The sequence below is a fragment of the Streptomyces sp. NPDC086766 genome, from assembly GCF_044746005.1.
In the GTDB taxonomy this organism is placed as follows: domain Bacteria; phylum Actinomycetota; class Actinomycetes; order Streptomycetales; family Streptomycetaceae; genus Streptomyces.
This window is the reverse complement of record NZ_JBIVBI010000006.1, coordinates 41,089-64,459: the sequence shown is the minus strand read 5'-3', so window position 1 is coordinate 64,459 and position 23,371 is coordinate 41,089. Positions and strand designations below refer to the sequence as shown.

The 23,371-nt window shown below is 73.7% G+C and carries 21 protein-coding genes; 12 read left to right on the top strand and 9 right to left on the bottom strand.

The window, feature by feature from the left end; genetic code table 11:
• Positions 1–32: 32 nt before the first annotated feature.
• Positions 33–1,898 carry an AAA family ATPase gene (locus ACIPM1_RS13240; RefSeq protein WP_402433111.1) on the bottom strand — a complete coding sequence of 622 codons (1,866 nt, stop codon included), beginning with the start codon at positions 1,896–1,898 and terminating at the stop codon, positions 33–35.
• 431 nt (positions 1,899–2,329) lie between these two features.
• A complete protein-coding gene (locus ACIPM1_RS13235; protein WP_402433108.1) occupies positions 2,330–2,995 on the bottom strand; it encodes a uridine kinase in 666 nt (221 codons plus the stop codon).
• A 217-nt stretch (positions 2,996–3,212) separates the two neighbouring features.
• Here ACIPM1_RS13235 and ACIPM1_RS13230 point away from each other — a divergent pair, with 217 nt between their 5' ends.
• The 6 genes from ACIPM1_RS13230 (at position 3,213) to ACIPM1_RS13205 (ending at position 9,844) form a co-directional block, all read left to right on the top strand.
• Positions 3,213–4,169 (top strand): hypothetical protein, encoded by a 957-nt coding sequence (locus ACIPM1_RS13230; protein WP_402433105.1) that lies wholly within the window; start codon positions 3,213–3,215, stop codon positions 4,167–4,169.
• Between the two features lie 50 nt (positions 4,170–4,219).
• Positions 4,220–5,761, top strand: a complete 1,542-nt coding sequence (locus ACIPM1_RS13225; protein ID WP_402433102.1) for an amino acid permease — start codon at positions 4,220–4,222, stop codon at positions 5,759–5,761.
• A gap of 188 nt (positions 5,762–5,949) precedes the next feature.
• Positions 5,950–7,350 carry a peptidase C39 family protein gene (locus ACIPM1_RS13220; RefSeq protein ID WP_402433099.1) on the top strand — a complete coding sequence of 467 codons (1,401 nt, stop codon included), beginning with the start codon at positions 5,950–5,952 and terminating at the stop codon, positions 7,348–7,350.
• Positions 7,351–7,505: 155 nt separating this feature from the next.
• Complete coding sequence (locus tag ACIPM1_RS13215) at positions 7,506–7,646, top strand: SCO1431 family membrane protein (RefSeq protein ID WP_402433097.1); 141 nt, start codon at positions 7,506–7,508, stop codon at positions 7,644–7,646.
• 70 nt (positions 7,647–7,716) lie between these two features.
• Positions 7,717–8,409, top strand: a complete 693-nt coding sequence (locus tag ACIPM1_RS13210) for a TetR/AcrR family transcriptional regulator (protein ID WP_402433094.1) — start codon at positions 7,717–7,719, stop codon at positions 8,407–8,409.
• Between the two features lie 262 nt (positions 8,410–8,671).
• On the top strand, positions 8,672–9,844 hold the full coding sequence (locus ACIPM1_RS13205; RefSeq protein WP_402433091.1) for an acyl-CoA dehydrogenase family protein: 1,173 nt from the start codon (positions 8,672–8,674) through the stop codon (positions 9,842–9,844).
• 352 nt (positions 9,845–10,196) lie between these two features.
• Here ACIPM1_RS13205 and ACIPM1_RS13200 read toward each other — a convergent pair whose 3' ends face one another.
• On the bottom strand, positions 10,197–10,643 hold the full coding sequence (locus ACIPM1_RS13200; RefSeq protein ID WP_356185059.1) for a hypothetical protein: 447 nt from the start codon (positions 10,641–10,643) through the stop codon (positions 10,197–10,199).
• 270 nt (positions 10,644–10,913) lie between these two features.
• Between ACIPM1_RS13200 and ACIPM1_RS13195 the strand changes: the two genes are divergently transcribed.
• The 4 genes from ACIPM1_RS13195 (at position 10,914) to fxsA (ending at position 14,999) form a co-directional block, all read left to right on the top strand.
• On the top strand, positions 10,914–11,354 hold the full coding sequence (locus ACIPM1_RS13195) for an Lrp/AsnC family transcriptional regulator (RefSeq protein ID WP_356185056.1): 441 nt from the start codon (positions 10,914–10,916) through the stop codon (positions 11,352–11,354).
• A 48-nt stretch (positions 11,355–11,402) separates the two neighbouring features.
• Entirely contained in the window at positions 11,403–13,013 is a 1,611-nt protein-coding gene (locus ACIPM1_RS13190; protein ID WP_402433087.1) for an amidohydrolase, read from the top strand.
• Between the two features lie 546 nt (positions 13,014–13,559).
• Entirely contained in the window at positions 13,560–14,354 is a 795-nt protein-coding gene (locus ACIPM1_RS13185; protein ID WP_356185050.1) for a polyprenol monophosphomannose synthase, read from the top strand.
• Between the two features lie 90 nt (positions 14,355–14,444).
• Positions 14,445–14,999, top strand: coding sequence for an FxsA family membrane protein (gene fxsA / locus ACIPM1_RS13180; RefSeq protein WP_402433083.1), 555 nt, complete (start codon positions 14,445–14,447; stop codon positions 14,997–14,999).
• Positions 15,000–15,178: 179 nt separating this feature from the next.
• Here the strand turns inward: fxsA and ACIPM1_RS13175 are convergent, their stop codons facing one another.
• The 4 genes from ACIPM1_RS13175 to ACIPM1_RS13160 all read right to left on the bottom strand — a co-directional run bounded on the left by ACIPM1_RS13175 (position 15,179) and on the right by ACIPM1_RS13160 (position 18,671).
• Positions 15,179–15,553: an RNA polymerase-binding protein RbpA gene (locus ACIPM1_RS13175; protein ID WP_071364377.1), complete on the bottom strand. Its 375-nt coding sequence runs from the start codon at positions 15,551–15,553 to the stop codon at positions 15,179–15,181.
• A 279-nt stretch (positions 15,554–15,832) separates the two neighbouring features.
• Positions 15,833–17,191 carry an MFS transporter gene (locus ACIPM1_RS13170; RefSeq protein WP_402433079.1) on the bottom strand — a complete coding sequence of 453 codons (1,359 nt, stop codon included), beginning with the start codon at positions 17,189–17,191 and terminating at the stop codon, positions 15,833–15,835.
• A gap of 62 nt (positions 17,192–17,253) precedes the next feature.
• Complete coding sequence (locus tag ACIPM1_RS13165) at positions 17,254–18,021, bottom strand: glycerophosphodiester phosphodiesterase (protein WP_402433076.1); 768 nt, start codon at positions 18,019–18,021, stop codon at positions 17,254–17,256.
• The gene (locus tag ACIPM1_RS13160) at positions 18,018–18,671 is read right to left on the bottom strand and encodes a YitT family protein (RefSeq protein WP_402433073.1); all 654 of its coding nucleotides are present in this window, start codon (positions 18,669–18,671) and stop codon (positions 18,018–18,020) included. Before ACIPM1_RS13160 ends, ACIPM1_RS13165 begins: the two co-directional genes overlap by 4 nt.
• Positions 18,672–18,772: 101 nt before the next feature.
• Between ACIPM1_RS13160 and ACIPM1_RS13155 the strand changes: the two genes are divergently transcribed.
• Positions 18,773–20,272 (top strand): PLP-dependent aminotransferase family protein, encoded by a 1,500-nt coding sequence (locus ACIPM1_RS13155; protein ID WP_402433070.1) that lies wholly within the window; start codon positions 18,773–18,775, stop codon positions 20,270–20,272.
• Between the two features lie 393 nt (positions 20,273–20,665).
• On the opposite strand, the gene ACIPM1_RS13150 is transcribed toward ACIPM1_RS13155, so the two are convergent.
• Positions 20,666–22,318: a hypothetical protein gene (locus ACIPM1_RS13150; protein ID WP_402433067.1), complete on the bottom strand. Its 1,653-nt coding sequence runs from the start codon at positions 22,316–22,318 to the stop codon at positions 20,666–20,668.
• Positions 22,319–22,396: 78 nt separating this feature from the next.
• Positions 22,397–22,591 (bottom strand): hypothetical protein, encoded by a 195-nt coding sequence (locus tag ACIPM1_RS13145; protein WP_356185027.1) that lies wholly within the window; start codon positions 22,589–22,591, stop codon positions 22,397–22,399.
• A gap of 306 nt (positions 22,592–22,897) precedes the next feature.
• Between ACIPM1_RS13145 and ACIPM1_RS13140 the strand changes: the two genes are divergently transcribed.
• Positions 22,898–23,290, top strand: a complete 393-nt coding sequence (locus ACIPM1_RS13140) for an ankyrin repeat domain-containing protein (RefSeq protein ID WP_356185025.1) — start codon at positions 22,898–22,900, stop codon at positions 23,288–23,290.
• Positions 23,291–23,371: the final 81 nt, after the last annotated feature.

Here is a 23,371-nt window from a genome sequence, read left to right as displayed (position 1 = left end):
GGGCTCCGCCGGGCGCGGTGGCCGTGGCCGGCTCAGAGAGCCGACGGATCCTGCGGCCCCCGCCCCGACAGCACCTCTCCGTACGCCTGCATCAGGTCCGGCAGCCGCAGCGTGGCCAGATCGTCCCGCGACAGCGAACCGGGATACGCCGACAGGCGCAGGTCCCGGTACGCGCAGCTCTTCTCGTACAGCGTCCGCAGGAAGCGCCCGTTGCCGAGCTCGTCGATCCACCCCTGGTCGACCACGTGCCCGGCGATGGAGCGCAGCTCCTCCAGGGCCTCCTCGTCCCACCGGTCGCCGTTCTCCGCGGCGAGCACCTTGCCGATCTCGGTCAGCTCCAGGGGCCGGTAGGAGGGGAAGTCGACGCGGGTGGTGAAGCGGGAGGACAGCCCGGGGTTGGCGGCGAGCAGGCGGTCCATGCCCTCGGGGTAGCCGGCGAGGATCACCACCAGGTGGTCGCGGTTGTCCTCCGCCCGCTTCAGCAGCACCTGCAGCGCCTCGTCGCCGTATGCGTCGCCCTTGCCGTATCCGGAGTTGGACAGGGAGTAGGCCTCGTCCACGAAGAGCACTCCGCCGATCGCGGAGTCGATCAGTTCGTTGGCCTTGACGGCGGTCTGGCCGAGGTACTCGCCGACCAGGTCGGCGCGCTGGGCCTCCACCAGATGGTCGCCGCCGAGCAGGCCGAGCGCGTAGAAGACGCGGCCGAGGATGCGGGCGACCGTGGTCTTGCCGGTGCCCGAGGGGCCGGAGAAGACGAAGTGGCGTTTCGGCGGCTGCACGGGCAGGCCCTGCCCGGCCCGCAGCCGGGCCATGTTGAGCTGTGCCGACAGGGCCTTGACCTGGCGTTTCACCGGCTCCAGGCCCACCATGCGCTCCAGCTCGGCAAGCGCCTCCTCCAGTAGGCCCGGATCGGTCGGCCCGGTGGGCAGCGGTTGCGCGGGGACCGCGGTCCGCTGCCGCACCGCCGGGTCGGCGGCCGACGGCAGCGGCCCGGACGCCGGAGTCTCGGGCTCGGGGAGCCTCAGGTCGCGGCCCTCGACCCCGAAGAGCGGGTCCAGGACGTCCGGACCGTCCACTGCGTCCTGCCCGAGTCCGGTGAGCGTGACCGCCGCGAGGCCGGCCGCGTCGTCGTACCCGTCGCCCTCGGCGATCGCCGCGAGCCGGGCCGAGGTGTCCATGAACGCCGGGTCCACCCGGTGCACCGCGCGGTACAGGGGGAGCGCGGCGGCGCTGCGGCCGGTGCCCTCGTGCGCCCGCGCCAGCCAGTACCGGAGCTCCTTGCGCTGCGGCTGCTCGCTGCGGCACCGCATCAGCGCGGCCGACAGCAGCGGCTCGGCCTGCCCGTACATCTCCAGCCGGACCCGCGCCATGCCGCCGAACAGGCCGGCCTCGATGCCTAGCAGGGGGTCGTCGAGCAGGGAGTCGGTGTGCCGGACGAGCTGCTCCCAGTCCTTGACCAGATAGGCGCGGCAGGCGTGCAGGAAGCGGACCTGGGCGTCGGTGTCCACGGGCGGCAGCCCGGCCAGCGCGCGGTCCAGCTCGGGTACGTGCCGGCCGTCCAGCCAGTGCGAGGCGTGCGCCAGCAGCAGGTCCCGGGGGCTCTCCAGCACGGGCTGCACCCACCAGCCCAGCCAGTACCAGGAGTTGAGGGTGCGGCGGTGCCGGGCGCGCTGCTCGCCGAAGCGCTCCCGGTGCCGGAACATCCTGAGCAGCGCGGTCGTCGTGTCCACGCGCAGCGCGTGCAGCCCGAGCCAGCCGTCGGCCATCCCCGGATCCATCCGCACCGCGGTGCGGAACTCCTCCTCCGCCTGCGGATAGGCGCCCATGGTGTAGGCGTCCACGCCTCGCAGCCAGGCGAGGTCGGCCGGCGCCTCGGGGCCCCGCGTGCCGAAGTCCATCACGTCCCCCACAGACCGTGCCCCCGTAGGTTCACCGCCCGACCGTCGTCGGCGGCTGCCTTGGTCGAACGGCTGTGCCGCGGACCGGAGTTGCAGGTGCGTGAAGCAGCCGTTCGAAGGTCGCACCGAGGGCATCGTACCTGCGGGACCGGTGCCCGCCGAAGGGTGCCGCACGGCCCGTTCGACGGGGTGGGAGCGGGCGGGGGCGGGGACTGCGCGGTGACCGAGGGTGACCGGATGACGCCGTGCGGCGTCCGGAGAGCGGAACGCGGGCAGAACGAAGCCCCCGATCACGGGGGAACAACCGGGGGCTTCGCGTCTGGGGGGCGGTCTCGACAGACCGCACATTGAGAACGTAAGACCTGTACGTCCCCCCGGTCAAGCCGAGTTGAGGCAGTCGGCGAAGTTCGCCCGGACGGGTTTTCACGGCTTCAGCACACTGCCGATGGCCCGTCACGGTGGGTGACGCTCCGGTGCGGTCCAGCCGTCTCTTTCCGCCCCGGCAGCACCTCGTACCCCTGCTCCACCTGCCGTACCAGAAGGTCGGCGTACGGCCGGGAGGGGTCCGCGGCGAAGTGACGCCGTTCCGCCTCGACCCATCCGGCCCAGAACTCCCGCTGCTCCTCGCCGTCCCGGGACCGGCCCCGCGTCCACGCCTCCTCGCGCGGCAGTTCCATCCACAGCAACTGGGCCAGGAACGGGCGCAGGGCCCGGCGGCCGGCGCCCACGCCCTCGACGAGGATCACCGGCGCGGGCGGCAGTGCCCGGGCGGGGCCGAAGTCCTGGGCGCGCCAGTCGTAGGGGGCGTAGTGCGCCGTCCGGCCCCGGGCGAGCGGCTCGACCACCTCGGCCAGCAGCCGCCGGTCCCACGCGAACAGCTCCTCGTGGCTGGCGACGTCGTCCAGGTGCAGCACGGGGGCGCCGTCCAGGGCCGCCGCCAGCCGGCCGGCGAAGGTGGACTTGCCGGACCCGGCGTGCCCGTCGACGCCGACGAGGCGCACGGGGCCGCACGAGGGCGACAGGCGCCGCAGGCGGGAGGAGAGGGCGTGAATGGCGGTTCCCGGGGAGTGATCGGGCGGGGGCCCGGGTGATGGCATATTTCCGCGGAACATTCTAGCCGGGCGTTTCCACGGGCCCGGCCGAGGGCCGAAAAATAGTGTCCTATTGAACTATCGAGACTGCGCCCTCGCGCGCCGCTATTGGCCGGCGAATCCGCCTCCGGGTAGATCGAAAACCGCGTTCCGGTTGTGCTCCGTGGTGAGTAAAGTGCCCCCTGCGCACCCGCGTGGCAGTGAACGGGGACGGACGGGGACGATGGCCGCTGGGCTTTTCGAGGGGCAGTACGTGTGGCATCCGGCAGCCGACGACCGCGTTCTGGCGACCGTGTGCGTGGACGTCCGGGCCGGACGCTGGGGCAGCGCGCGCGAGGCCCTGGCCGAGACACGCGGCGCCTTCGGCCTGCGGGCCCACCGCTCCCTGGTCCTCGCCTCGGAGGCGGCCGACTCCGACCTCGCGGAACGCTGGCTGGCCGAGGAGCCTGAACCCGAGGCCGCGCTGCTGTGGGCGCGGGTGGCCGTGCTCCGGGCGCTGCGCGCCGCCGACGCGCGCGACGAGCGGGCCGGCGCCCTGGAGCGGATCGCCCTGTCGGCCTGCGACCGTGCCTCCGGCCTCGACCCCGCGGACCCCACCCCCTGGGTTGCGCGGCTCGCCATGGCCCGGCTGCACCGGCTGCGCGACCCGGCGCCCCAGGGCCTGCTCACCGCCCCGCCCGGCCCCTGGCGGCTGTTCGCGCACGTCCTCTCCCTCGACCCCTGGCACCGCGAGGCCCACCACCGCTTCCTGGCCTGCTTCTTCGCCCGCCACGGCGGCTCGGTCAACGCGGCCTGGGACGTCGCCGCCTTCCTGAGCCAGCGGGCGCCCGCCGACTCCGCGCTGCGGCTGCTGCCGCTGGTCGCCCTGGTGGAGAGCCACGACCCCGCCCGCCGGCTCGCCGACCGGGTCTGGGAGGAGCCGCCGTGGCGCTCCACCGCCCTCGCGCTCCACCGGAACTGGCTGCCCACGGTCGCCGGCGGACGGTTCACCCCGGTGCTCGACCTCGCCTATCTCGCCCACGCGCTGGTCATGGCCCGGCGCCTGTCCGAGGCCCGCGCCGCCCTGGTCGCCATGGGCCCCTACGCCTCACGGATGCCGTGGTGCGCCTTCGGGGACCCCGCCGAGCAGCTCTCCAGGGCGCGGCGGGCGTGCGGCCTGCCGGTGCCCGGCGGCCCCTGACCCTCGTCCCAGCCCCACCTCCCACCCCCCACCCAGAGGAAGGTCGAACTGTGTCCGAACGGATATCGGCCCCGCGCACCGGAGCCGGCGGCACCGGGGACCCGGCCGCGCTCGACGACGACGCGACCCTGCACGCGATGGGTTATCCCAGAAAACTCACCCGGCGTTTTCAGGCCTTCGACAATTTCGCCATATCCTTCACCATCATCAACATCATCTCCGGAATTTTCTCGTCCTTCGGATTCGGGATGAACGCGGGCGGTCCCCGCATTCTCGTTTTCGGCTGGATCGGCGTCTCGGTCATGGTGCTGTTCGTCGGCGCGGCCATGGCCGAAGTCGCCTCGGCCTACCCGACGAGCGGGGCGCTGTATTTCTCCGCCGGGAAACTCGCCCGTCGGCACAAGGGCGCCTGGTCCTGGTTCACCGGCTGGCTGAACTTCGTCGGCCAGATCGGCGGCACCGCCGCCACCGGCTACGCCGCCGCCACCTTCGTCCAGGCCTTTCTCGCCCTGCAGTGGTCCTCCTACCGGCCGACCATGCACCAGACGGTGCTCCTCACCGCCCTGATCATCGTGCTCCAGGGGCTCGCCAACACCTACACCGTCCAGTTGGTCGCCGTCCTGAACCGGATCTCCGTGTGGTGGCTGCTGATCGGACTCGTCGTGATCGTGACCGCCCTGGCCGCCGTCCCCGACCACCACCGTCCGGCCTCCTTCGTCACCCATTTCGCGAACAACACCGGTTTCACCAACGGGATTTACGGCGGGATGCTCGGCCTGCTGGTCACCAGCTGGACGTTCACCGGATTCGACGGCAGCTTCCACATGTCGGAGGAAACCGTCCGGGCGACCGTGAACGCGCCCAAGGGGATCACCCGCGCCATCGGCTGGTCGGCGCTCACCGGACTGGTCCTGATGCTCGCCCTCGTGGTCAGCATCCGCGACTACGACCGGGTGGCGGCCTCCGCCGCACCGCCCGTCCAGATCCTCATCGACGCCCTCGGACTCGGCACCGCCAAGGCGCTGCTGCTGATCGTGATCGGGGCCATGCTCTTCTGCGGACTGGCCAACCTGACCAGCAACACCCGGCAGATCTTCGCCTTCTCCCGGGACGGCGCCATGCCGGGCTCCCGCTGGTGGCACTCGGTCTCGCCGCGCACCCGCACCCCGGTCAAGGCGGTCTGGCTGGCGGTGGCCTGTTCGCTGGCCCTGGTGCTGCCCGGCTGGTGGTCGCACACCGCCTTCACCGCCATCGTCAGCGTCAACGTCGTCGGGCTGTTCCTCGCCTACGCCGTGCCGATCCTGCTCCGGCTGCGGCTCGGCGACGAGTTCCGGCCGGGGCCCTGGCACCTGGGCCGCTGGGGGCGGCCGGTCGGCGTGGTGGCCGTGACCTGGATCGTGCTCAGCAGCGTGCTGTTCATGCTGCCGCAGGCCTCGCCGATCACCGTCGACTCCTTCAATTACGCCCCGATCGCCCTGGCCGTCGTCCTGCTCGTGGCCACGATGTGGTGGTTCGCCACCGCCCGCCGCCGCTTCCGGGGCCCGGTCAGCTACGGCCGTCCGGACGAGGTCGCCGCGATGGACCTGGTCTGAGCGGGCCGCCCCGGTCGGGCCCGCGCGACCGGGGCCGTCCCCGCCCAGGTCACGCCAGTGGCGGAGACCAATATTGGTGGGCGTGGCGTGGGGCGAAGTGCTGGCCGAGGGCGGTCGCCGCGGCCATAGTGGGCGCACAGTCGTGCACGGACCCGCCCCGACTCGGACACCTTGGGGGTCTTCCACCCATGAGCAGAGCCGAACAGCCGTCCCGCAGATCCGTCCTCGCCGCCGCGGTGGCCGCCGCCGCGGCGACCGCCACGGCCGCCGGCGCGGCCCCGGCGCTGGCCGCCGGCGCCGGCCCGGCCGTCGGGACCGGCCCCGCCGCTCCCGCCGCCCCTGCCGGCCGCGCCCCGGCCCGCCCGGTCGACTACCGCGCCTGGACCACGTACGTCGACTGGCGCGGCGGCGAGGCCCACGGCACCGAGCCGGTCGCGGGCCTCCGCCCCGGCCTGCGCATCGCCGCCGCCGCGGGCACCACCGACTACACCGACCCGCACACCGGCAGGACGGCGTCCTGGGAGTACGCCACCTGGACCTCCCCCGTCCACCCGCTCACCGTCCCCGCCACCGAGGCGGTCGCCTCCTGGAACGCGAGCACCCCCGCCGGAACCTGGCTCCAGGTGGAGCTGAAAGGCACGTACTCCGACGGCACGGACACCCCCTGGTACGTGATGGGCCGCTGGGCGGCCGGCGACCAGGACATCCGGCGGACCTCCGTCGACGGCCAGAGCGACGGCCGGAGCACGATCTGGACCGACACCTTCTCCGTCGACGATCCGGCCTCCGGGCTGCGTCTTGTGTCGTACCGGCTCCGCCTCACCCTCCACCGCAGGCCCGGCACCGCGCTCACACCCACCGTGTGGCGGGTCGGCGCCATGGGCTCCGACGTGCCGGACCGCTTCACCGTCCCGGCCTCCACGCCGGGCGTGGCCAAGGAGCTGGCCGTCCCGCGCTACTCGCAGGAGATCCACCGCGGTCAGTACCCGGAGTACGACAACGGTGGCGAGGCCTGGTGCAGTCCCACCTCCTCGCAGATGATCGTCGAGTACTGGGGCGGGCGCCTCACCGCCGGGCAACTGGCCTGGGTCGACCCCGCCTACGCCGATCCGCAGGTCTGCCACGCGGCCCGGTACACCTACGACTACCAGTACGCCGGCTGCGGCAACTGGCCCTTCAACGCCGCCTACGCGGCCACCTTCCCCGGTCTGCAGGGCGTGGTGACCCGGCTCGCCTCGCTCACCGATCTGGAGACGCTGATCGCGGCCGGCATCCCGGCCATGACGTCCCAGTCGTTCCTCAAGACCGAACTGACCGGCGCCGGTTACGGCACCTCCGGCCACCTGATGACCGTCATCGGCTTCACCGCCGACGGCGACGTGATCGCCAACGACCCGGCCTCTCCGGACGACGCGGCGGTCCGGCGCGTGTACCGGCGCCGCGAGTTCGAGAACATCTGGCTGCGGACCAAGCGGTACAACGCCTCCGGCAAGGTCGTCTCCGGCACCGGAGGCGTCTGCTACCTGTACTTCCCCGCCCGGCCCACGGCCCACCAGCGCAGGGCGCTCGCGGCCGTCGGCGTGCGCTGACGGCGCACGCGGCCGAAGGCCCCGGTCCCGGTGGTCCGGGGCCTTCGCTGTGACCAAGCTCTCCGCCGCGCCGGCGGCCGCGAGTGGCAAGGTGGACCGGGGGGACGGGGGAGACGGGGGAGACCACCGAGCACGTCCGAGCACTGCGAGAGCCCATGACCGCACAGTCGGCGACCACCGCCCGCGCCCGCACCGGAGGCCCCCGGCGCGACGACTCCGAGACCCTCGAACACGTCCTGGGCTGGATCCTGGTCGTGGTGATCGCGATGCTCGTCACCCGGCTCGGCCTGCTGTGACCTGAGACAGGGCCGACCTGCCATACTGCGGGTCCCACCGCCAGCCGGAGACCCGGGGCCCGAAGTGCATATGAGCCAAGAGCGTGACGCCGTCCTCCCGGAGGCCCGCCACTCCGTTCCCGCGGAGACCACCCCGCCCCGGCCCCGCGGCACCGAGCGCTCCGTGGCCCGTCGCGCCGAACTCATCGCCATCGGACGGCGGTTGTTCGCCGACATCTCCTACGACGCCCTGTCGATGGACGACATCGCCCGGCACGCCGGTGTCGCCAAGGGGCTGATCTACTACTACTTCCGGTCCAAGCGGGGCTACTACCTGGCGATCGTCGAGGACTCGCTCGAGGACCTGGTCGCCTTCGCGGGGAGCGGTCGCGAACTGCCGCCCGTGGACCGGTTGCATCGCACCATCGAGGGCTATCTGCGCTACGCCGAGCACAACCAGGCCGCCTTCCGCACCATCGTCAGCGGCGGCGTCGGCTTCGACGCCCAGGTGCACGCCATCCGGGACGGGGTGCGCGAGGCGATCGTGGCGACCATCGCCGAGGGCGCCTACGGGCGCGCCACCGTCGCACCGGCGGCCCGGATGGGCCTGCTGAGCTGGGTGTGCGGCGTGGAGGGCGCCACCCTCGACTGGATCGACCGCCCCGAACTGAGCCGGGACACCATGCGCGACCTGCTGGTGAGGACGCTGGGCGGCGCGCTGCGGGCGGTCGAGGAGCTGGACCCGTCCTACCCGGCCCCCGCGCCCGCGCGCCGGGAGGGCTGAGGGCGAGAGGTGCGCGGGCCGGCCCGGTCGGGTCGACGGCCCGGGCCGGTCGGAGGTCGTGGACCCTTTCTTGAAGTAAGCGGTCGTTAACCGGTGACTCCGTGCCGCCGATCGGGCATACTCACAGCGCACAGCCGCTGGTCAGCAGCTTCCGTGACCCGGGAGTGCGCGCACCGGCCGGCCTTCGAGAACGACCCGGCGGAGCCGCCCCCACCCAAGGCGCACGTCCGCCGATGTGCCCGAGAGGGAGGAGAGCGTCGCCATGCCCGACCGCGCCCCGCAGCCGGTGGACCGGCAACTGCCCACGGACGAGGCCCGGGATCTGATCTCGCTCGTCCGCGACATCGCGCAGCGCGAGATCGCCCCGAAGGCGGCCGAGGAGGAGGACGCCGGGCGCTTTCCCCGCGAGGTCTTCGCCCTGCTGTCGCAGTCCGGCCTGCTCGGCCTGCCCTACGACTCCGAGTACGGCGGCGGCGACCAGCCCTACGAGGTCTACCTCCAGGTGCTCGAAGAGCTCGCCGCCGTCCGGCTCACCGTCGGCCTGGGCCTGAGCGTCCACACCCTCGCCGCCTACGGGCTCGCCACCTACGGCACCAAGCAGCAGCAGGTCGAGCACCTGCCCGCCATGCTCGGTGGCGGGCTGCTCGGCGCGTACGCCCTCTCCGAGCCCTCCTCCGGCTCGGACGCCGCCTCCCTGCGCACCCGGGCGGTCCGCGACGGCGACCACTGGGTGATCACGGGCACCAAGTCCTGGATCACGCACGGCGGGGTCGCCGACTTCTACACGGTCATGGCGCGCACCGGCGAGGACGGCCCGCGCGGCATCACCGCCTTCCTGGTGCCCGGTGACGCCGAGGGGCTGAGCGCCGCGGCGCCGGAGAGGAAGATGGGGCTCAAGGGCTCGCCGACCGCGCAGATCCACCTCGACGGGGTGCGTGTGCCCGACGGCCGGCGGATCGGCGAGGAGGGTCAGGGCTTCGCCATCGCCCTGTCCGCGCTCGACTCCGGGCGGCTCGGCATCGCGGCCTGCGCGATCGGCCTCGCCCAGGCCGCGCTGGACGAGGCGGTCGCCTACGCCGCGGAGCGGCGGCAGTTCGGGCGGCCCGTCGCCGACTTCCAGGGGCTGCGCTTCATGCTCGCCGACATGGCGACCCGGATCGAGGCCGGCCGCGCGCTGTACCTGGCGGCGGCGCGGCTGCGCGACGCGGGCCGGCCGTTCGCCCGGCAGGCGGCCATGGCCAAGCTGTTCTGCACGGACACCGCCATGCAGGTCACCACGGACGCCGTCCAGGTGCTCGGCGGATACGGCTACACGGCGGACTTCCCCGCCGAGCGGTACATGCGCGAGGCCAAGGTCCTGCAGATCGTCGAGGGCACCAACCAGATCCAGCGGATGGTCATTGCTCGTCATGTAGCGGGTCCGGAGACCCGCTGAGCGGTTCGAGACCCGCCGGAGGCGCCGCCAGCCGGACCCACTCCGGGTCGTCGCGCCCCGGCAGGGTACGGCCGCGGTCGGCCCAGGCGCGGACCAGATCGCGGTAGATCGGCGGGTCCTGCGGCTGCGGCGGCACCGGCGGAACCGATTCTGCGGGCGGCACCGATTCTGCGGGCGGCGGCACGAAGATGAGGCGCTGACGCCCGGTCGCCGTGTACGAGGGAGCCATACCCCACCAACGCGGCGAGGGGTGCTCAGGTCACCGCCGTACGGAATCGGCCGTGTGTTCAGGGGCGTACCCGTCACGGGGGGCGGGGCGGCCCCCGTCGGCGCCGACGGGGGGCGGGACCGCTCAGGCGGCGTCGCGGCGCATCACCGGCACCCGCATCGGGCGCGAGCCCGGGCCGCCGACGTGCGAGAAGGGCTGCGTCCGCCAGTCCAGCCCCTGGGGGAGCGTCAACAGCAGCGCGGTGTCCTGCTCCTGGGGCCGGAAGGACTCGTCCGCGGGCCGGGCCTCGGTGGCGCGGCGGCCCGTACCGGCACAGACCGTGAGTCCGAACGGGTTCCACGGCGAGGCGCACCGGGCGTGCTCCGGCAGGACCTCCTCGTCCGCCAGCAGGGCGATGGGCTGCGCGCAGTCCGGGCAGATCACCCGGTACATCTCGAAGGTGTCGTACGCGTCGAGGTCCTCGCCGTCGACGTCGTCGAGGGCGTCGGGTTCGACGCCCTCCGGCTCGGGCTCGACGACCGGCTGCTGCCGCCTGGGCACAGATCGACCAGGGCGCTGAAGACTCTGCATGGGATTCTCCCCCTAAGGCTGGGCCGTGAAGGCGCTGCGGCCTCGACCACAGCAAGCACTTCCCGCCAGGTCTCGGGGGTAATCACGCGGTCGTGACGGAGAGCGCCCGGAGGCTGTGGCGTTCGTCACATGCCGCCCGCAGGTGCCCGCCGTGCCCGTGTCGTCCCCCAGGTGGCACACCGGTCGTCCACGGGCCCGCCGCGATCCGGTGCATGACCTGCCGGGCCCGAAGCGCCCGCGGAGATCACGGGCACTGTAGGTTCTTGCGCCATGGAGGAGCTGGACCGACAGATCGTGCAGCTGCTCGTCACGGACGGGCGGATGAGCTACACCGACCTGGGCAAGGCCACGGGCCTGTCCACGTCCGCCGTGCACCAGCGGGTGCGGCGGCTGGAGCAGCGCGGCGTCATCCGCGGGTACGCCGCGGTCGTCGACCCCGAGGCCGTGGGGCTGCCCCTGACCGCCTTCATCTCGGTGAAACCGTTCGACCCCAGCGCCCCCGACGACATCGCGGACCGCCTGGCCGGCGTTCCCGAGATCGAGGCCTGCCACAGCGTCGCCGGCGACGAGAACTACATCCTCAAGGTGCGCGTGGCCACCCCGCACGAACTGGAGGAGCTGCTGGCCCGGCTGCGGTCGCTGGCCGGGGTGTCGACGCGGACGACGGTGGTGCTCTCGACGCCGTACGAGGCGCGGCCGCCGCGCGTCTGAACCGACCTGCCCGCCGGGCCGCTCACCCCACGGGCGAGACTGTTCCCCATGAGTGAGCGCACCGCCGAGCCCCAGACCGTCCTCCTCCGCCGCGGCGAGGTCCACAGCCCCTCCGACCCGTTCGCCACCGCGATGGTCGTCGAGGCGGGACACGTGGCCTGGGTCGGCTCCGAGGGCGCGGCCGACGCCTTCGCGGACGGCGTCGACGAGGTGGTCGACCTGGACGGCGCCCTGGTCACCCCGGCCTTCACCGACGCCCATGTGCACACCACCGCCACGGGCCTGGCCCTGACCGGCCTCGACCTGTCCGGCGCCCCGACCCTGGAGGCGGCGCTCGCGGCGGTACGGGACTTCGCCGCCGCCCGCCCGGACGACCGCGTGCTGCTCGGCCACGGCTGGGACGCGGCGCGCTGGCCCGGTGGCCGGCCCCCGACCCGCGCGGAGCTCGACGCGGCCACCGGCGGCCGTCCCCTCTACCTGACCCGGATCGACGTCCACTCGGCGGTCGTCACCACCGCGCTGCTCGACCTCGTCCCGGGCCTCGGCCCGGTGGACGGACCGCTCACCGCCGACGCCCACCACGCCGTGCGCGCCGCCGCGTTCGCCGCCGTCACCCCCGCCCAGCGCGCCGAGGCCCAGCGCGCCGCCCTGACCCGCGCCGCCGCCCTCGGCATCGGCTCCGTGCACGAGTGCGCCGGACCGGACATCTCCTCCGAGGACGACTTCACCGGCCTGCTGCGGCTCGCCGCCCAGGAGCCCGGCCCGCGGGTGACCGGCTACTGGGCCGAGGCGGGCGAGGAGGGCGTCGCCCGGGCCCGCGCGCTGGGCGCGGCCGGCGCGGCCGGCGACCTCTTCGTCGACGGCTCCATCGGCTCGCACACCGCCTGCCTGCACCGCCCGTACGCCGACGCCGACCACACCGGCGTCGCCTACCTGGACGCCGCGGGCGTCGCCGCCCACGTCGTCGCCTGCACCGAGGCGGGCCTCCAGGCGGGCTTCCACGCCATCGGCGACGCCGCCGTGACCGCGGTCGTGGAGGGCGTGCGCGCCGCCGCCGACAAGGTGGGCACGGCCCGCGTCCGCGCCGCCCGCCACCGGGTCGAGCACGCCGAGATGCTGACCCCGGAGACGATCGCCGCGTTCGCCGAACTCGGCCTGACCGCCTCCGTGCAGCCCGCCTTCGACGCCCTGTGGGGCGGCGAGGACGGCATGTACGCGCGTCGCCTCGGTGCCGAGCGGGCCCGCACGCTGAACCCGTTCGCGGCGCTGCTGCGTGCCGGGGTCCCGCTCGCGCTCGGCTCCGACAGCCCCGTCACCCCGCTCGACCCCTGGGGCACGGTCCGGGCGGCGGCCTTCCACCGCACCCCCGAGCACCGGGTCTCCGTGCGCGCCGCGTTCACCGCGCACACGCGCGGCGGCTGGCGGGCGACCGGCCGGGACGACGCGGGCGTCCTGGTGCCGGGCGCCCCCGCCGACTACGCCGTCTGGCGCACCGACGAACTCGTGGTGCAGGCCCCGGACGACCGGGTGGCGCGCTGGTCGACCGACCCGCGCTCCGGCACGCCCGGACTGCCCGACCTCACGCCGGGCCGTGACCTGCCCGTCTGCCTGCGCACCGTGGTGGGCGGGCGGACGGTCTTCGTACGGCCGGGGGAGTGATCTCCCGGATCGGTGCGGCGGCGATCACCGCCCGCCGCATCGTCGCGCGACCTGCGCATCCTCCGCACCGGAGCCCGTAAGGCGGCCGTTTGCGCAGTTCAAACGGCTGTTGACAGGCAGCGGCAGGGGGCCGGTAGGTTCTGCCGGGTCCACCACCGGACGCCCGACCGGGGAACCTCCGTGCACGCGTCGCGGCGCCGCTGGGTCAGGGACGGTGTGCCGCACCGGGTCACCGTCACTGGGAGCCAGGCTCAGCGCCCGCGTCGGCGGGCGAATGTTCCGGACGGTCGGCAGGGTGTGACCCGGGTGGGGCCCGGGTGCTCAGTAGACAACGGCTCTCGGCCGATCCGCAGCCAGCGGGCCCGAGGTCGGCCCGAAGGGCGCCGGGCCCCCACTCGCAGGACGGGAAGACCCGGGAAAGGCCCTGAAAAGAGCGGCCTTACCCCGCTCTTGTCGAACGGACACCACCGTACGAACGTGCCGTCACGTCGGCGCAGGCCGCGGCCACTATGGTGGACCTCTGCGTATGGACATGAAGGGGCAGCAGTGAACGACGGCAACGGCGCGGCACAGGCCCGGCAGAGACGGTACGGCCCGCTCGGCACCCCCTTGGTGATCATCCCGACCTACAACGAGTCGGAGAACATCAAGGCGGTCGTCGGCCGGGTGCGCAAGGCCGTGCCCGAGGCGCACGTGCTCGTGGCCGACGACAACAGCCCCGACGGAACCGGCAAGCTCGCCGACGAGCTGGCCGCCGACGACGCACAGGTCCACGTGCTGCACCGCAAGGGCAAGGAGGGCCTCGGCGCCGCCTACCTCGCGGGCTTCCGCTGGGGCCTGGAGCGCGACTACGGCGTGCTGGTCGAGATGGACGCCGACGGCTCCCACCAGCCCGAGGAGCTGCCCCGCCTGCTCACCGCCCTCAAGGGCGCCGACCTGGTGCTCGGCTCCCGCTGGGTGCCCGGCGGACGGGTGGTGAACTGGCCGAAGACCCGCGAGTTCCTCTCGCGCGGCGGCAGCACCTACTCGCGGCTCATGCTCGACGTGCCGATCCGGGACGTCACCGGCGGCTACCGCGCCTTCCGCCGCGGCACCCTGGAGGGACTCGGCCTCGAAGATGTGGCCTCCCAGGGCTACTGCTTCCAGGTCGATCTGGCCCGGCGGGCCGTCCGGGCCGGCTACCACGTGGTCGAGGTGCCCATCACGTTCGTGGAGCGGGAGCTCGGCGACTCCAAGATGAGCCGGGACATCGTCGTCGAGGCGCTGTGGCGGGTCACGTCCTGGGGTGTGGGGGAGCGGGTGACCAAGCTCACCGGCCGCGGCGGTCGGGAGCGGTCGTAGCCGGCGTGCGCACCGGGCGAGCGGGAGCGCGCGGGGGAGGTCCCGGGCCCGCTTATCCCGCGCTGAGCCGCGGCCAGGCACACTGGGGGCATGACGACAGGCGCTCCGACCTCTCCGTTCGCCACCCGGCCCCGGCGCTCCCGGCTCCTGCGGTACCTGCCGCTGGGTGCGGTCGCGTGGCTGGTGCTGGAGATCTGGCTGCTGACGGTGGTCGCGGGCGTGGCCGGCGGCTTCACGGTCTTCCTGCTGCTGCTCGCCGGGTTCGTGCTGGGCGCGGCGGTGATCAAGCGGGCCGGCCGGCGCGCCTTCCAGAACCTGAACGAGGCCCTGCAGCGCGGCGGCACCCCGGATCGCCGCGGTGGCAACGGGCTGGTGATGCTGGGCGGCCTGCTCCTGATGCTCCCCGGCCTGATCTCGGACGTCGCGGGGCTGCTCCTGCTGATCCCGCCGGTCCAGCGGGCGGTGAGCCGCCTGGCGGAGCGGACGGTGGACCGCACGCTGCGCACGGCCGCGCCGGGCAGCCTGGGCGACGCCTTCCAGCAGGTGCGCATCCAGCGGCCGGACGGCAGGGTCGTCCAGGGCGAGGTGATCCGGGAGGAGCCGGCGGACGGACCCGGGGAGCAGCGCCCGCCCCTCACCCGCTGAGCGCCACGAGCGGACCCGGGCGCCGGCGGACCCGTGCGCGAGCGCGCCTCCGGCACGCGCGGACCCAGGCACGGCACGGGCAGAAACAAGACCGCGGGCGCCGTACGTCAACCACACGTACGGCGCCCGCGGTCATGTGTGCGTGCGCGGTGATCCGGCCTGAGCCCGGCCGACGGGACTCAGGCCGACTTGCGGCTGTCCCGCGGATGGACCGCGATGTTCATCGCCCCGGACCGCAGAACGGCCAGACGCTCCTCGAGGACCTCTTCGAGTTCCTCACGGGTGCGCCGCTCCATCAGCATGTCCCAGTGCGTACGCGCGGGCTTGCCCTTCTTCTCCTCCGGGCCGTCGCCGTCGACGAGGAGTGCCGGGGCCCCACAGACCTTGCACTCCCACTCCGGCGGGATCTCCGCCTCGACCGAGAAGGGCATCTCGAACCGGTGCCCCTTCTCGCATGCGTACTCCACGGCCTGGCGCGGAGCCAGGTCGATACCGCGGTCGGTCTCGTAGCTGGTCACCACGAGGCGCGTGCCGCGAAGAGCTCGCTCACTCATGAATCGTGCCTCCCGGGCTTGTCGCCCACAGGACAGGTGTCGCTGTCGTCGTCATCCGGTCAACGTCCGGTCGGCGGTAAAGATTCCCGTTCCGATGTCCCGTTCCGGGTCATGCGTCGCCGTCGTAGCCGCAGCCTTGTCAACCAGTGCAGTACCCACCGGCGCCCGGTTTGTCACATCTACTAGGAGATGTCACCCAGCGTTTCGGCATCTTTGACGCGCAGTAACGGTACGCCTGGCAGGCCAAACGCGTACACTACCGCCCTTTCGGCCCGAGTGCTAAATCCGATCAGGGACCGGATTGCCCGCCTCCCTGATCGCCCGCCGCACGGGAACCCGCGCGAGCAGCACGAACCCGAGCGCGAAGAAGACCACCAGCGAGACGATCGCGTCCCGGTAGCTGCCGGTGAGCTGATAGGTCACGCCGAACAGCAGCGGCCCCAGCCAGCTCATGCCGCGGTCGCTCATCTCGTACGCCGAGAAGTACTCGGCCTCCTTGCCCGGCGGAACCAGGTGCGAGAACAGCGACCGGGACAGCGCCTGGCTGCCGCCGAGGACCAGCCCGATGCCGCCGGCCAGCACGAAGAACCCCACCGGCGCCCCGGCGGGCAGGAAGTATCCGGCGCCGAGCGTCACCGCCCAGGCGATCAGCGAACCCAGGATCGTCCGCTTGGCCCCGTGCCTGAGGGCCAGCCACCCCATGCCGAGCGCCCCCGCCACCGCGAGCACCTGGACCATCAGCACCGCCGTGATCAGCGTCGACTGGCTCAGGCCCAGCTCCTCGGACCCGTAGACGGAGGCCTGGGAGATCACCGTCTGGATGCCGTCGTTGTAGATGAGGTAGGCGAGCAGGAAGGCCAGGGTGAGCGGCCGGTGCCGCATGTCCCGGACCGTGGCCGCGAGCTGCCGCCAGCCGTGCGCCCGCGCCGCCGTCGCCGTGGCGTCCTTCGGCGCGCGGCGGTCCCGCAGCCGCCGCAGCGGTACGAGGGTGAAGGCGCCCCACCACAGGCCCGCCGAGGCCAGGCAGATCCGGACCGCTGCGGTCTCGGAGACGCCGAAGGAGCCGTGCGCGGTGAAGAGCACCAGGTTCGCGATCAGCACCAGGGAGCCGGAGGCGTAGCCGAAGGCCCAGCCGCGCGACGAGACCGCGTCGCGCTCCTCGGGCGGGGCGATCTGCGGCAGATAGGAGTTGTACAGGACCATCGAGACCGCCAGCGACGCGTTGGCGACGATCAGCAGGACCCCGCCGAGCAGATAGCGGTGGCCGTCCAGCAGGAACAGGCCCGTGGTCGCGGTGGCGCCCACATAGGCGGCGGCCGCCAGCAGCGGCTTCTTCCGGCCCGTCCGGTCGGCCGCGGCGCCCGCCATCGGCATCAGGAGGACGGCGAGGATCACGGACGCCGACACGCAGTACGCGAAGAACGATCCGGCCCGCACCGGGACGCCCAGCGGGTGCACGAACCCGTCCGCGTCCGCCGCCGACTCGGCCACCGAGGTGAGGTAGGGGCCGAGGAACACGGTGAGCACGCTCGTCGAGTAGACGGAGCACGCCCAGTCGTAGAAGTACCAGCCGCGCTGCTCGCGCCGCCGTTCGGCGGCCTCGTCGGCCGCCTCCGCCCGCACGGTGCCGGTGCCCACCCGTGCCCTCGCTTCCCCGCCGAAGATCCCGCGCGGGATCTTCGGAAGGGACGGGACGGGGCTCAGACCCAGACGCCCCGCTCCTCCATGACCTCGCGCAACGTGTCGATGTGATCGGTCATGATGCCATCGACGCCGAGGTCCAGGAGCCGGTGCATCCACGCGGGCTCGTTGACCGTCCACACGTGCACCTGGAGCCCGCGCGCGTGGGCGGCGCGCAGGAAGCGCGGGTCCACCACCGGGACGCCCGACTGCGCGACCGGCACCTGCGCGGCGACCGCCGAGCGGCGCGGCGCGGCCGGCAGGCCCCAGGAGCGCAGCCGCAGCCCCAGGACCCCGCGGGTGCCGTACGACGTGGCCAGGCGCGGCCCGGCCAGCCGCTGGGCCCGGACCACGCGCGCCTCGGAGAAGGAGCCGACACAGACGCGCTCCCAGGCGTCGGCCCGCTCGATCAGGTCCAGCAGCGGGCGCAGCGCCGGCTCGGCCTTCACGTCGACGTTCCAGCGCACCTCGGGGAAGGTCTCCAGGAGTTCCTCGAAGAGCGGCACCGGCTCACGGCCCGCCACGCGCGCCCGCGCCACGTCCCGCCACGGCAGGTCCGCGATCCGGCCCGCGCCGTCGGTCACCCGGTCCAGGGTCGCGTCGTGGAAGGCGACGAGCCTGCCGTCCGCCGTGGCGTGCACGTCGGTCTCGATGTAGCGGTAGCCCAGCGCGACCGCGCGCCGGAACTGCGCCACGGTGTTCTCCAGGCCGTCGGCCGCCCCTCCGCGGTGCGCGAAGGCGAGGGGGCCCGGGTGGTCGAGATACGGGTGGCGTACGCGGGTGGTCACGGTCGCAGTATCGCCCGTTCGGGTGTCCCGGTGGCAACGACCGTGCTGCCCGGGGATGCCGCCGGGGCGGCGAACACGCGCAGGAAGAGCTGGGCCAGTGGGCCGATGGCGAGCGCGTACAGCAGGGTGCCGGGGCCGGCGGTGCCGCCGAGGGCGAAGCCGGTGACGACGACCGCCACCTCCACGACCGTGCGCGTCAGGCGGATCGAGCGGCCCGTGCGCCGGTGCAGTCCGGTCATCAGCCCGTCCCGAGGGCCCGGCCCGAAGTCGGCCGCGATGTACAGCCCGGTGGCCGCGCCGTTGAGCAGGACGCCCGCGAGGAGCAGCGGGACCCGGACGAGGAGGGAATGCGCCTCGGGCACCAGCGCCAGGGTGCCGTCCATGGCGAGACCCACCACGAAGACGTTGGAGACCGTGCCCAGGCCGGGGCGCTGGCGCAGCGGGATCCACAGCAGCAGCACCGCGGCCCCCACGACGATCGACACCACTCCGATGGTCAGACCGGTCAGCTCGGACAGTCCCTGATGCAGCACGTTCCAGGGCTCCAGGCCCAGGCCCGCCTCGACCAGGAGCGCGGAGCTGGCGCCGTACAGCGCGAGGCCCGCGTAGAGCTGGACCAGCCGTCGTCCGAGTCGGCCCGGTGTGGACACAGTGAACCCCCTGGGTGGTGGTAGTGGCCTGACGCGTGACACTCTGTGGCTCGGGAAGAGAAGCCATCCATGGCCAATTCGGAGAAGGTGGACTGGAAATCATGGCGCAGTGGACCTCGGCGGTGGGTGCCGCGCAGCTCGCCCGGCTGCTCACCTCCCAGCAGGACCGTCCGGCGGGCCCCGGCGCGCGCCGCCCGCCCGCCTACCGCGCGCTCGCCGACGGCATCCGGCTGCTGGTGCTGGAGGGCCGCGTCCCGGTGGCCGCCCGGCTGCCCGCCGAGCGGGAGCTGGCCCTGTCCCTGTCGGTGAGCCGCACCACGGTGGCCGCCGCCTACGAGGCGCTGCGCTCGGAGGGCTTCCTGGAGTCCCGGCGCGGGGCGGGCAGCTGGACCGCGGTCCCGGCCGGGAACCCGCTGCCCGCGCGGGGGCTGGAACCGCTGCCGCCCGAGGCGCTGGGCTCGATGATCGACCTCGGCTGCGCGGCCCTGCCCGCCCCCGAGCCGTGGCTCACCCGGGCCGTGCAGGGCGCGCTGGAGGAGCTGCCGCCGTACGCCCACACGCACGGCGACTACCCGGCCGGGCTGCCCGCGCTGCGGTCGATGATCGCCGAGCGGTACACCGCGCGCGGCATTCCGACCATGCCCGAGCAGATCATGGTGACGACGGGTGCCATGGGCGCCATCGACGCCATCTGCCATCTGTTCGGGGGCCGCGGCGAGCGCATCGCCGTCGAGTCGCCGAGCTACGCGAACATCCTGCAGCTGATGCGGGAGGCAGGCGCCCGGCTGGTGCCGGTGGCGATGGCCGAGGGGCTCGCCGGGTGGGACGTGGACCGCTGGCGCCAGGTGCTCCGGGAGGCCGCGCCGCGCCTCGCCTACGTCGTCGCCGACTTCCACAACCCGACCGGCGCGCTCGCCGACGAGGACCAGCGGCGCCGGCTGGTGGAGGCGGCGCGGTCGGCGGGGACGGTGCTCGTCGTCGACGAGACCATGAGCGAGCTGTACCTGGAGCCCGGCCTGGACATGCCGCGGCCGGTATGCGGCTTCGACCCGGCCGGATCCACGGTGATCACCGTCGGCTCGGCCAGCAAGGCCTTCTGGGCCGGGATGCGCATCGGCTGGGTCCGGGCGGCCCCGGACGTGGTCCGCAGCCTGGTCGCCGCGCGCGCCTACGCCGACCTCGGCACCCCCGTCCTGGAGCAGCTCGCCGTGAACTGGCTGTTCAGCACCGGGGGCTGGGAGCAGGCCGTGGAGATCCGGCGCGAGCAGGCCCGCGGCAACCGGGACGCGCTGGTCGCGGCGGTACGGCGGGAGCTGCCGGACTGGGAGTTCGAGGTGCCGGGCGGCGGGCTCACGCTGTGGGTGCGCACGGGCGGGCTGTCGGGCTCCCGGCTCGCCGAGGCGGGCGAGCGGGTCGGCGTGCGCGTCCCGTCCGGCCCGCGCTTCGGGGTCGACGGCGCCTTCGAGGGCTACGTGCGGCTGCCGTTCACGGTCGCGGGCGCGGTGGCCGAGGAGGCCGCGACGCGGCTGGCGGCGGCGGCACGGCTGGTGGAGACGGGGGCGTCCGGCGGCTCCGAACCCCCGCGGACCTTCGTGGCCTGACCGCTGACGGAAAGCCCGGCCGGTTCGGCCCCTGCCGGGTTCCGCGCCTGCCGGGTTCAGCGCTGAGACCGGTCGTGCGCGCCCGGTTGGTACCGCGTCCGCCGGGTTCCGCGCCGGGGCTTGGGGTGCGCGCCAGGTTGGTCTCGAGCCCGGGTGGTTCCGCGTCCGCCAGGTTCCGTGCCTGTCAGGTTCCGCGCCGAGGGCTGGCCCGCGCGCCCGCTTGGTTCCGCGCCCGCTTGGTTCCGCGCCCGTTTGGTTCCGCGTCCGGGCGGTCCTGCGCCGAAGCCCGTCGCGTGCGCCGGGCTGGTTCCGTGCCCGCCGCATTCCGCGCCGAGGCACGGCGTGCGCGCCCGGCGCGTTACGCGGCCGCCGGGCCCGTCGCGCCTCCTGCCGCTACGAGGGCTCCGCCACCGCCGCCTTCGTCATGGCGTCCGCCCGTTCCGCGGTCACGGCTTCCGTCGGCTCCGGGGGCACCGCCTCCGTAGGCTCCGGGCGCACGGCTTCCGTCGGCTCCGGGACCGTCTCGCCGTCCGCCGGTGTGGTCTTCGGGGGCAGGAGGTCCAGCACCGCCTGCCGGTGCGCCTCGCTCGCGTTGTCGTCGTACGGGTCGGGGGTCGCCGGGACCTGGAGCCGGTGGACCGCCCCGGTGCCCAGCCGGGCGTAGCCGCGGCCGGGCGGGACGGCGGACAGCGGGGTCGTGTGCGCCGGCGCGCCCAGCACCGCCTTGAGCTGCTCGGCCGTGGCCGGCCCGAGCACCACGCGCGCGCGGGTGTGCTGCCGTACCCCCTCGCTCAGCGCGTCGGCGCTGTCGAACTGGTCGGCCACGACGACCGTGACGTTGACCGCGCGGCCGTGCCGCAGCGGGACCTGGAGCAGGGCCTGCGGATCCCTGCGGCCGTCGGCGGCGGCCAGGTGCGTGAACGCGGTCGGACGGTCGAGCAGCACCCACAGGGGCCGCTTGGTGTCGTCCGGCGGCGGCAGGCCCGCCTGGCGCGCGCGGTTGACGGCGATCAGCCGGCGCTCGGTCTCGGTGGCGGCCCACTCCAGACTGGCCAGGACCCCGGTCAGCCCGCACTCGACGGCCAGGACCCCGTCCCGGCCCGTGAGGCAGGCGTACTCGCCGGTGCCGCCGCCGTCCACGATCAGCACGTCGCCGTGCCGGAGGGCCTGGAGCGCGAGGGAGCGCAGCAGTGTGGAGGTGCCGCTGCCGGGCTGGCCCATGGCCAGCAGGTGCGGCTCGGTGGAGCGCAGGCCGGTGCGCCAGACGACCGGCGGAACGTCCCGCTTCTCCTCGCCGTAGGTGAGGGGGAGCGTGCGCTGGACCTCGCCCGGGTCGGTGAAGCCGAGCACCGTCTCGCCCGGCGCGGTGACGAAGCGCTGGGCGGCGAGGTCGGTGGGCAGCGGCGCCAGGGCGGTGACCGCGAGCTCGTTGCCCTCCTCGTCCCAGGCGAAGAGGTACTCGCGGCCGCGGCCGGACTTGGCGGTCAGCAGGTGCTCGATGCGGGCACGCGCCTCCGGCTCGCCGTCGGTGAAGTAGGCGGGGTAGCGGATCAGCAGGTGGGAGATCCGGCTGGAGCCGTCGAACTCGTAGGAGGGGAAGGCCTTCTCCCACTCGCCGCCGTGGGCGTACAGCGGGGCCGGGTCCCCGGCGGCGGAGAAGTACGGGACCAGGGCCTCGTACAGGGACTGCAGCCTCTGGACGTGGGACTCGTCGGGGCCGTCGGGCTCCGACGGGGCGCGGTCGCGGCCCTGCCAGGCCGCCGCCGTCAGCAGGGTGACGGCGGCGAGCAGGGGCCCGTACGGCACGAGGGCCACCACCAGGATCAGCGAGGCCACCAGGAACAGCAGTGGCCCTCGCCGGTCCTTCGGGGTGTCCGCCCACCTGCGCCGGCCGGCCGAGGCCAGCCGGCCCAGACCGCGGGTGATGGCGATCAGCGGGTGGAGGACGTCGGTGGCACTGTCGGCCGCCGTCCGGGCCAGCTCCCGGCTCCGGGCGATCTGCGCGCTGCCTGTGCTCAGAATGCGGGGGAGGGGGCGGCGGGCCACTTCTGCCTCCTGGACGTGCGTACGGGCGATGGGTCGACCCCTGGACGGAACTGGGGCGGTCCTAGGGGGAGGACGGCGTCAGAACCTCATCCCTCCCAGTAGGCTCGCCAGACTCTCGCCGCCGGCCTTGATGCCCGGGGCGACGGCCGTGCTGGCCAGGTAGAAGCCGAACATGGTCGACACGCACGCGTGCGAGGGCTTGAGTCCGTCCTTGCGGAAGAACACGAAGACGATGGTGCCGAACAGGACGACGCCTGAGACGGAGAGGATCATGTCGGTACTCCTGGTGTCGAGGGGACAGTCACCCTGAGTCCTTCCAGCATCACAGCATGTATCTATATGACAAAAGGTGCAAGCGGGTGAATTTCTGCTGATTTCCACCCGTTGGCGGAGCCGACGGTCCGGGGACCGGCCCCGTCGCGCCCGGTCACGGCTGTGGTGATCTTCGCCTCCGGGCCGTCCGGTCCTGTGGCCGCGCGAGCCAGTACGCTGGCGATTCACCCGTACGGACGGCACCGCTCGCCGCCGTACGCTTGCTCCGCGCAGTCCCATCGTTCGCAGTGAGAGGCGGTCCGGCCGATGACCGAAGCCCCCGACCCCGAGGTCGTGGAGCTGGCGACCAAGATCTTCGATCTGGCCCGGCGCGGGCGGACCGAGGCGCTCGTCGCGTACGTCGACGCGGGCGTCCCGGCCGACCTCACCAACGACCGCGGCGACTCCTTGGTGATGCTCGCCGCCTACCACGGCCACGCCGACGCGGTCCGCGCCCTGCTGGCCCGCGGAGCCGACGCCGACCGCGTCAACGACCGGGGCCAGACCCCCCTCGCAGGAGCGGTCTTCAAGGGGGAGCAGGAAGTGATCGAGGCCCTGCTGGAAGGGGGCGCGGACCCCTCCCTGGGCACGCCGTCGGCCGCGGACACGGCCCGGATGTTCGGCCGGACGCAGCTGCTGGAACTGTTCGGCGAGAAGTGAACCCACGGGCCGTGAGCAGCTGAGACGGCCCTTTCGACCAGGCACGGCAAGGAAAACGGGGGAGGCGGTACGGGGCCGCCG

What these genes read in the sequence shown, in the direction of transcription:
- ACIPM1_RS13240 (WP_402433111.1), bottom strand. Translation starts at nt 1,898, where the DNA reads ATGGACTTCGGCACGCGGGGCCCCGAGGCGCCGGCCGACCTCGCCTGG.
- ACIPM1_RS13235 (WP_402433108.1), bottom strand. Translation starts at nt 2,995, where the DNA reads ATGCCATCACCCGGGCCCCCGCCCGATCACTCCCCGGGAACCGCCATT.
- ACIPM1_RS13230 (WP_402433105.1), top strand. Translation starts at nt 3,213, where the DNA reads ATGGCCGCTGGGCTTTTCGAGGGGCAGTACGTGTGGCATCCGGCAGCC.
- ACIPM1_RS13220 (WP_402433099.1), top strand. Translation starts at nt 5,950, where the DNA reads ATGAGCAGAGCCGAACAGCCGTCCCGCAGATCCGTCCTCGCCGCCGCG.
- ACIPM1_RS13215 (WP_402433097.1), top strand. Translation starts at nt 7,506, where the DNA reads ATGACCGCACAGTCGGCGACCACCGCCCGCGCCCGCACCGGAGGCCCC.
- ACIPM1_RS13210 (WP_402433094.1), top strand. Translation starts at nt 7,717, where the DNA reads ATGAGCCAAGAGCGTGACGCCGTCCTCCCGGAGGCCCGCCACTCCGTT.
- ACIPM1_RS13205 (WP_402433091.1), top strand. Translation starts at nt 8,672, where the DNA reads ATGCCCGACCGCGCCCCGCAGCCGGTGGACCGGCAACTGCCCACGGAC.
- ACIPM1_RS13200 (WP_356185059.1), bottom strand. Translation starts at nt 10,643, where the DNA reads ATGCAGAGTCTTCAGCGCCCTGGTCGATCTGTGCCCAGGCGGCAGCAG.
- ACIPM1_RS13195 (WP_356185056.1), top strand. Translation starts at nt 10,914, where the DNA reads ATGGAGGAGCTGGACCGACAGATCGTGCAGCTGCTCGTCACGGACGGG.
- ACIPM1_RS13190 (WP_402433087.1), top strand. Translation starts at nt 11,403, where the DNA reads ATGAGTGAGCGCACCGCCGAGCCCCAGACCGTCCTCCTCCGCCGCGGC.
- fxsA (WP_402433083.1), top strand. Translation starts at nt 14,445, where the DNA reads ATGACGACAGGCGCTCCGACCTCTCCGTTCGCCACCCGGCCCCGGCGC.
- ACIPM1_RS13175 (WP_071364377.1), bottom strand. Translation starts at nt 15,553, where the DNA reads ATGAGTGAGCGAGCTCTTCGCGGCACGCGCCTCGTGGTGACCAGCTAC.
- ACIPM1_RS13155 (WP_402433070.1), top strand. Translation starts at nt 18,773, where the DNA reads ATGGCGCAGTGGACCTCGGCGGTGGGTGCCGCGCAGCTCGCCCGGCTG.
- ACIPM1_RS13145 (WP_356185027.1), bottom strand. Translation starts at nt 22,591, where the DNA reads ATGATCCTCTCCGTCTCAGGCGTCGTCCTGTTCGGCACCATCGTCTTC.
- ACIPM1_RS13140 (WP_356185025.1), top strand. Translation starts at nt 22,898, where the DNA reads ATGACCGAAGCCCCCGACCCCGAGGTCGTGGAGCTGGCGACCAAGATC.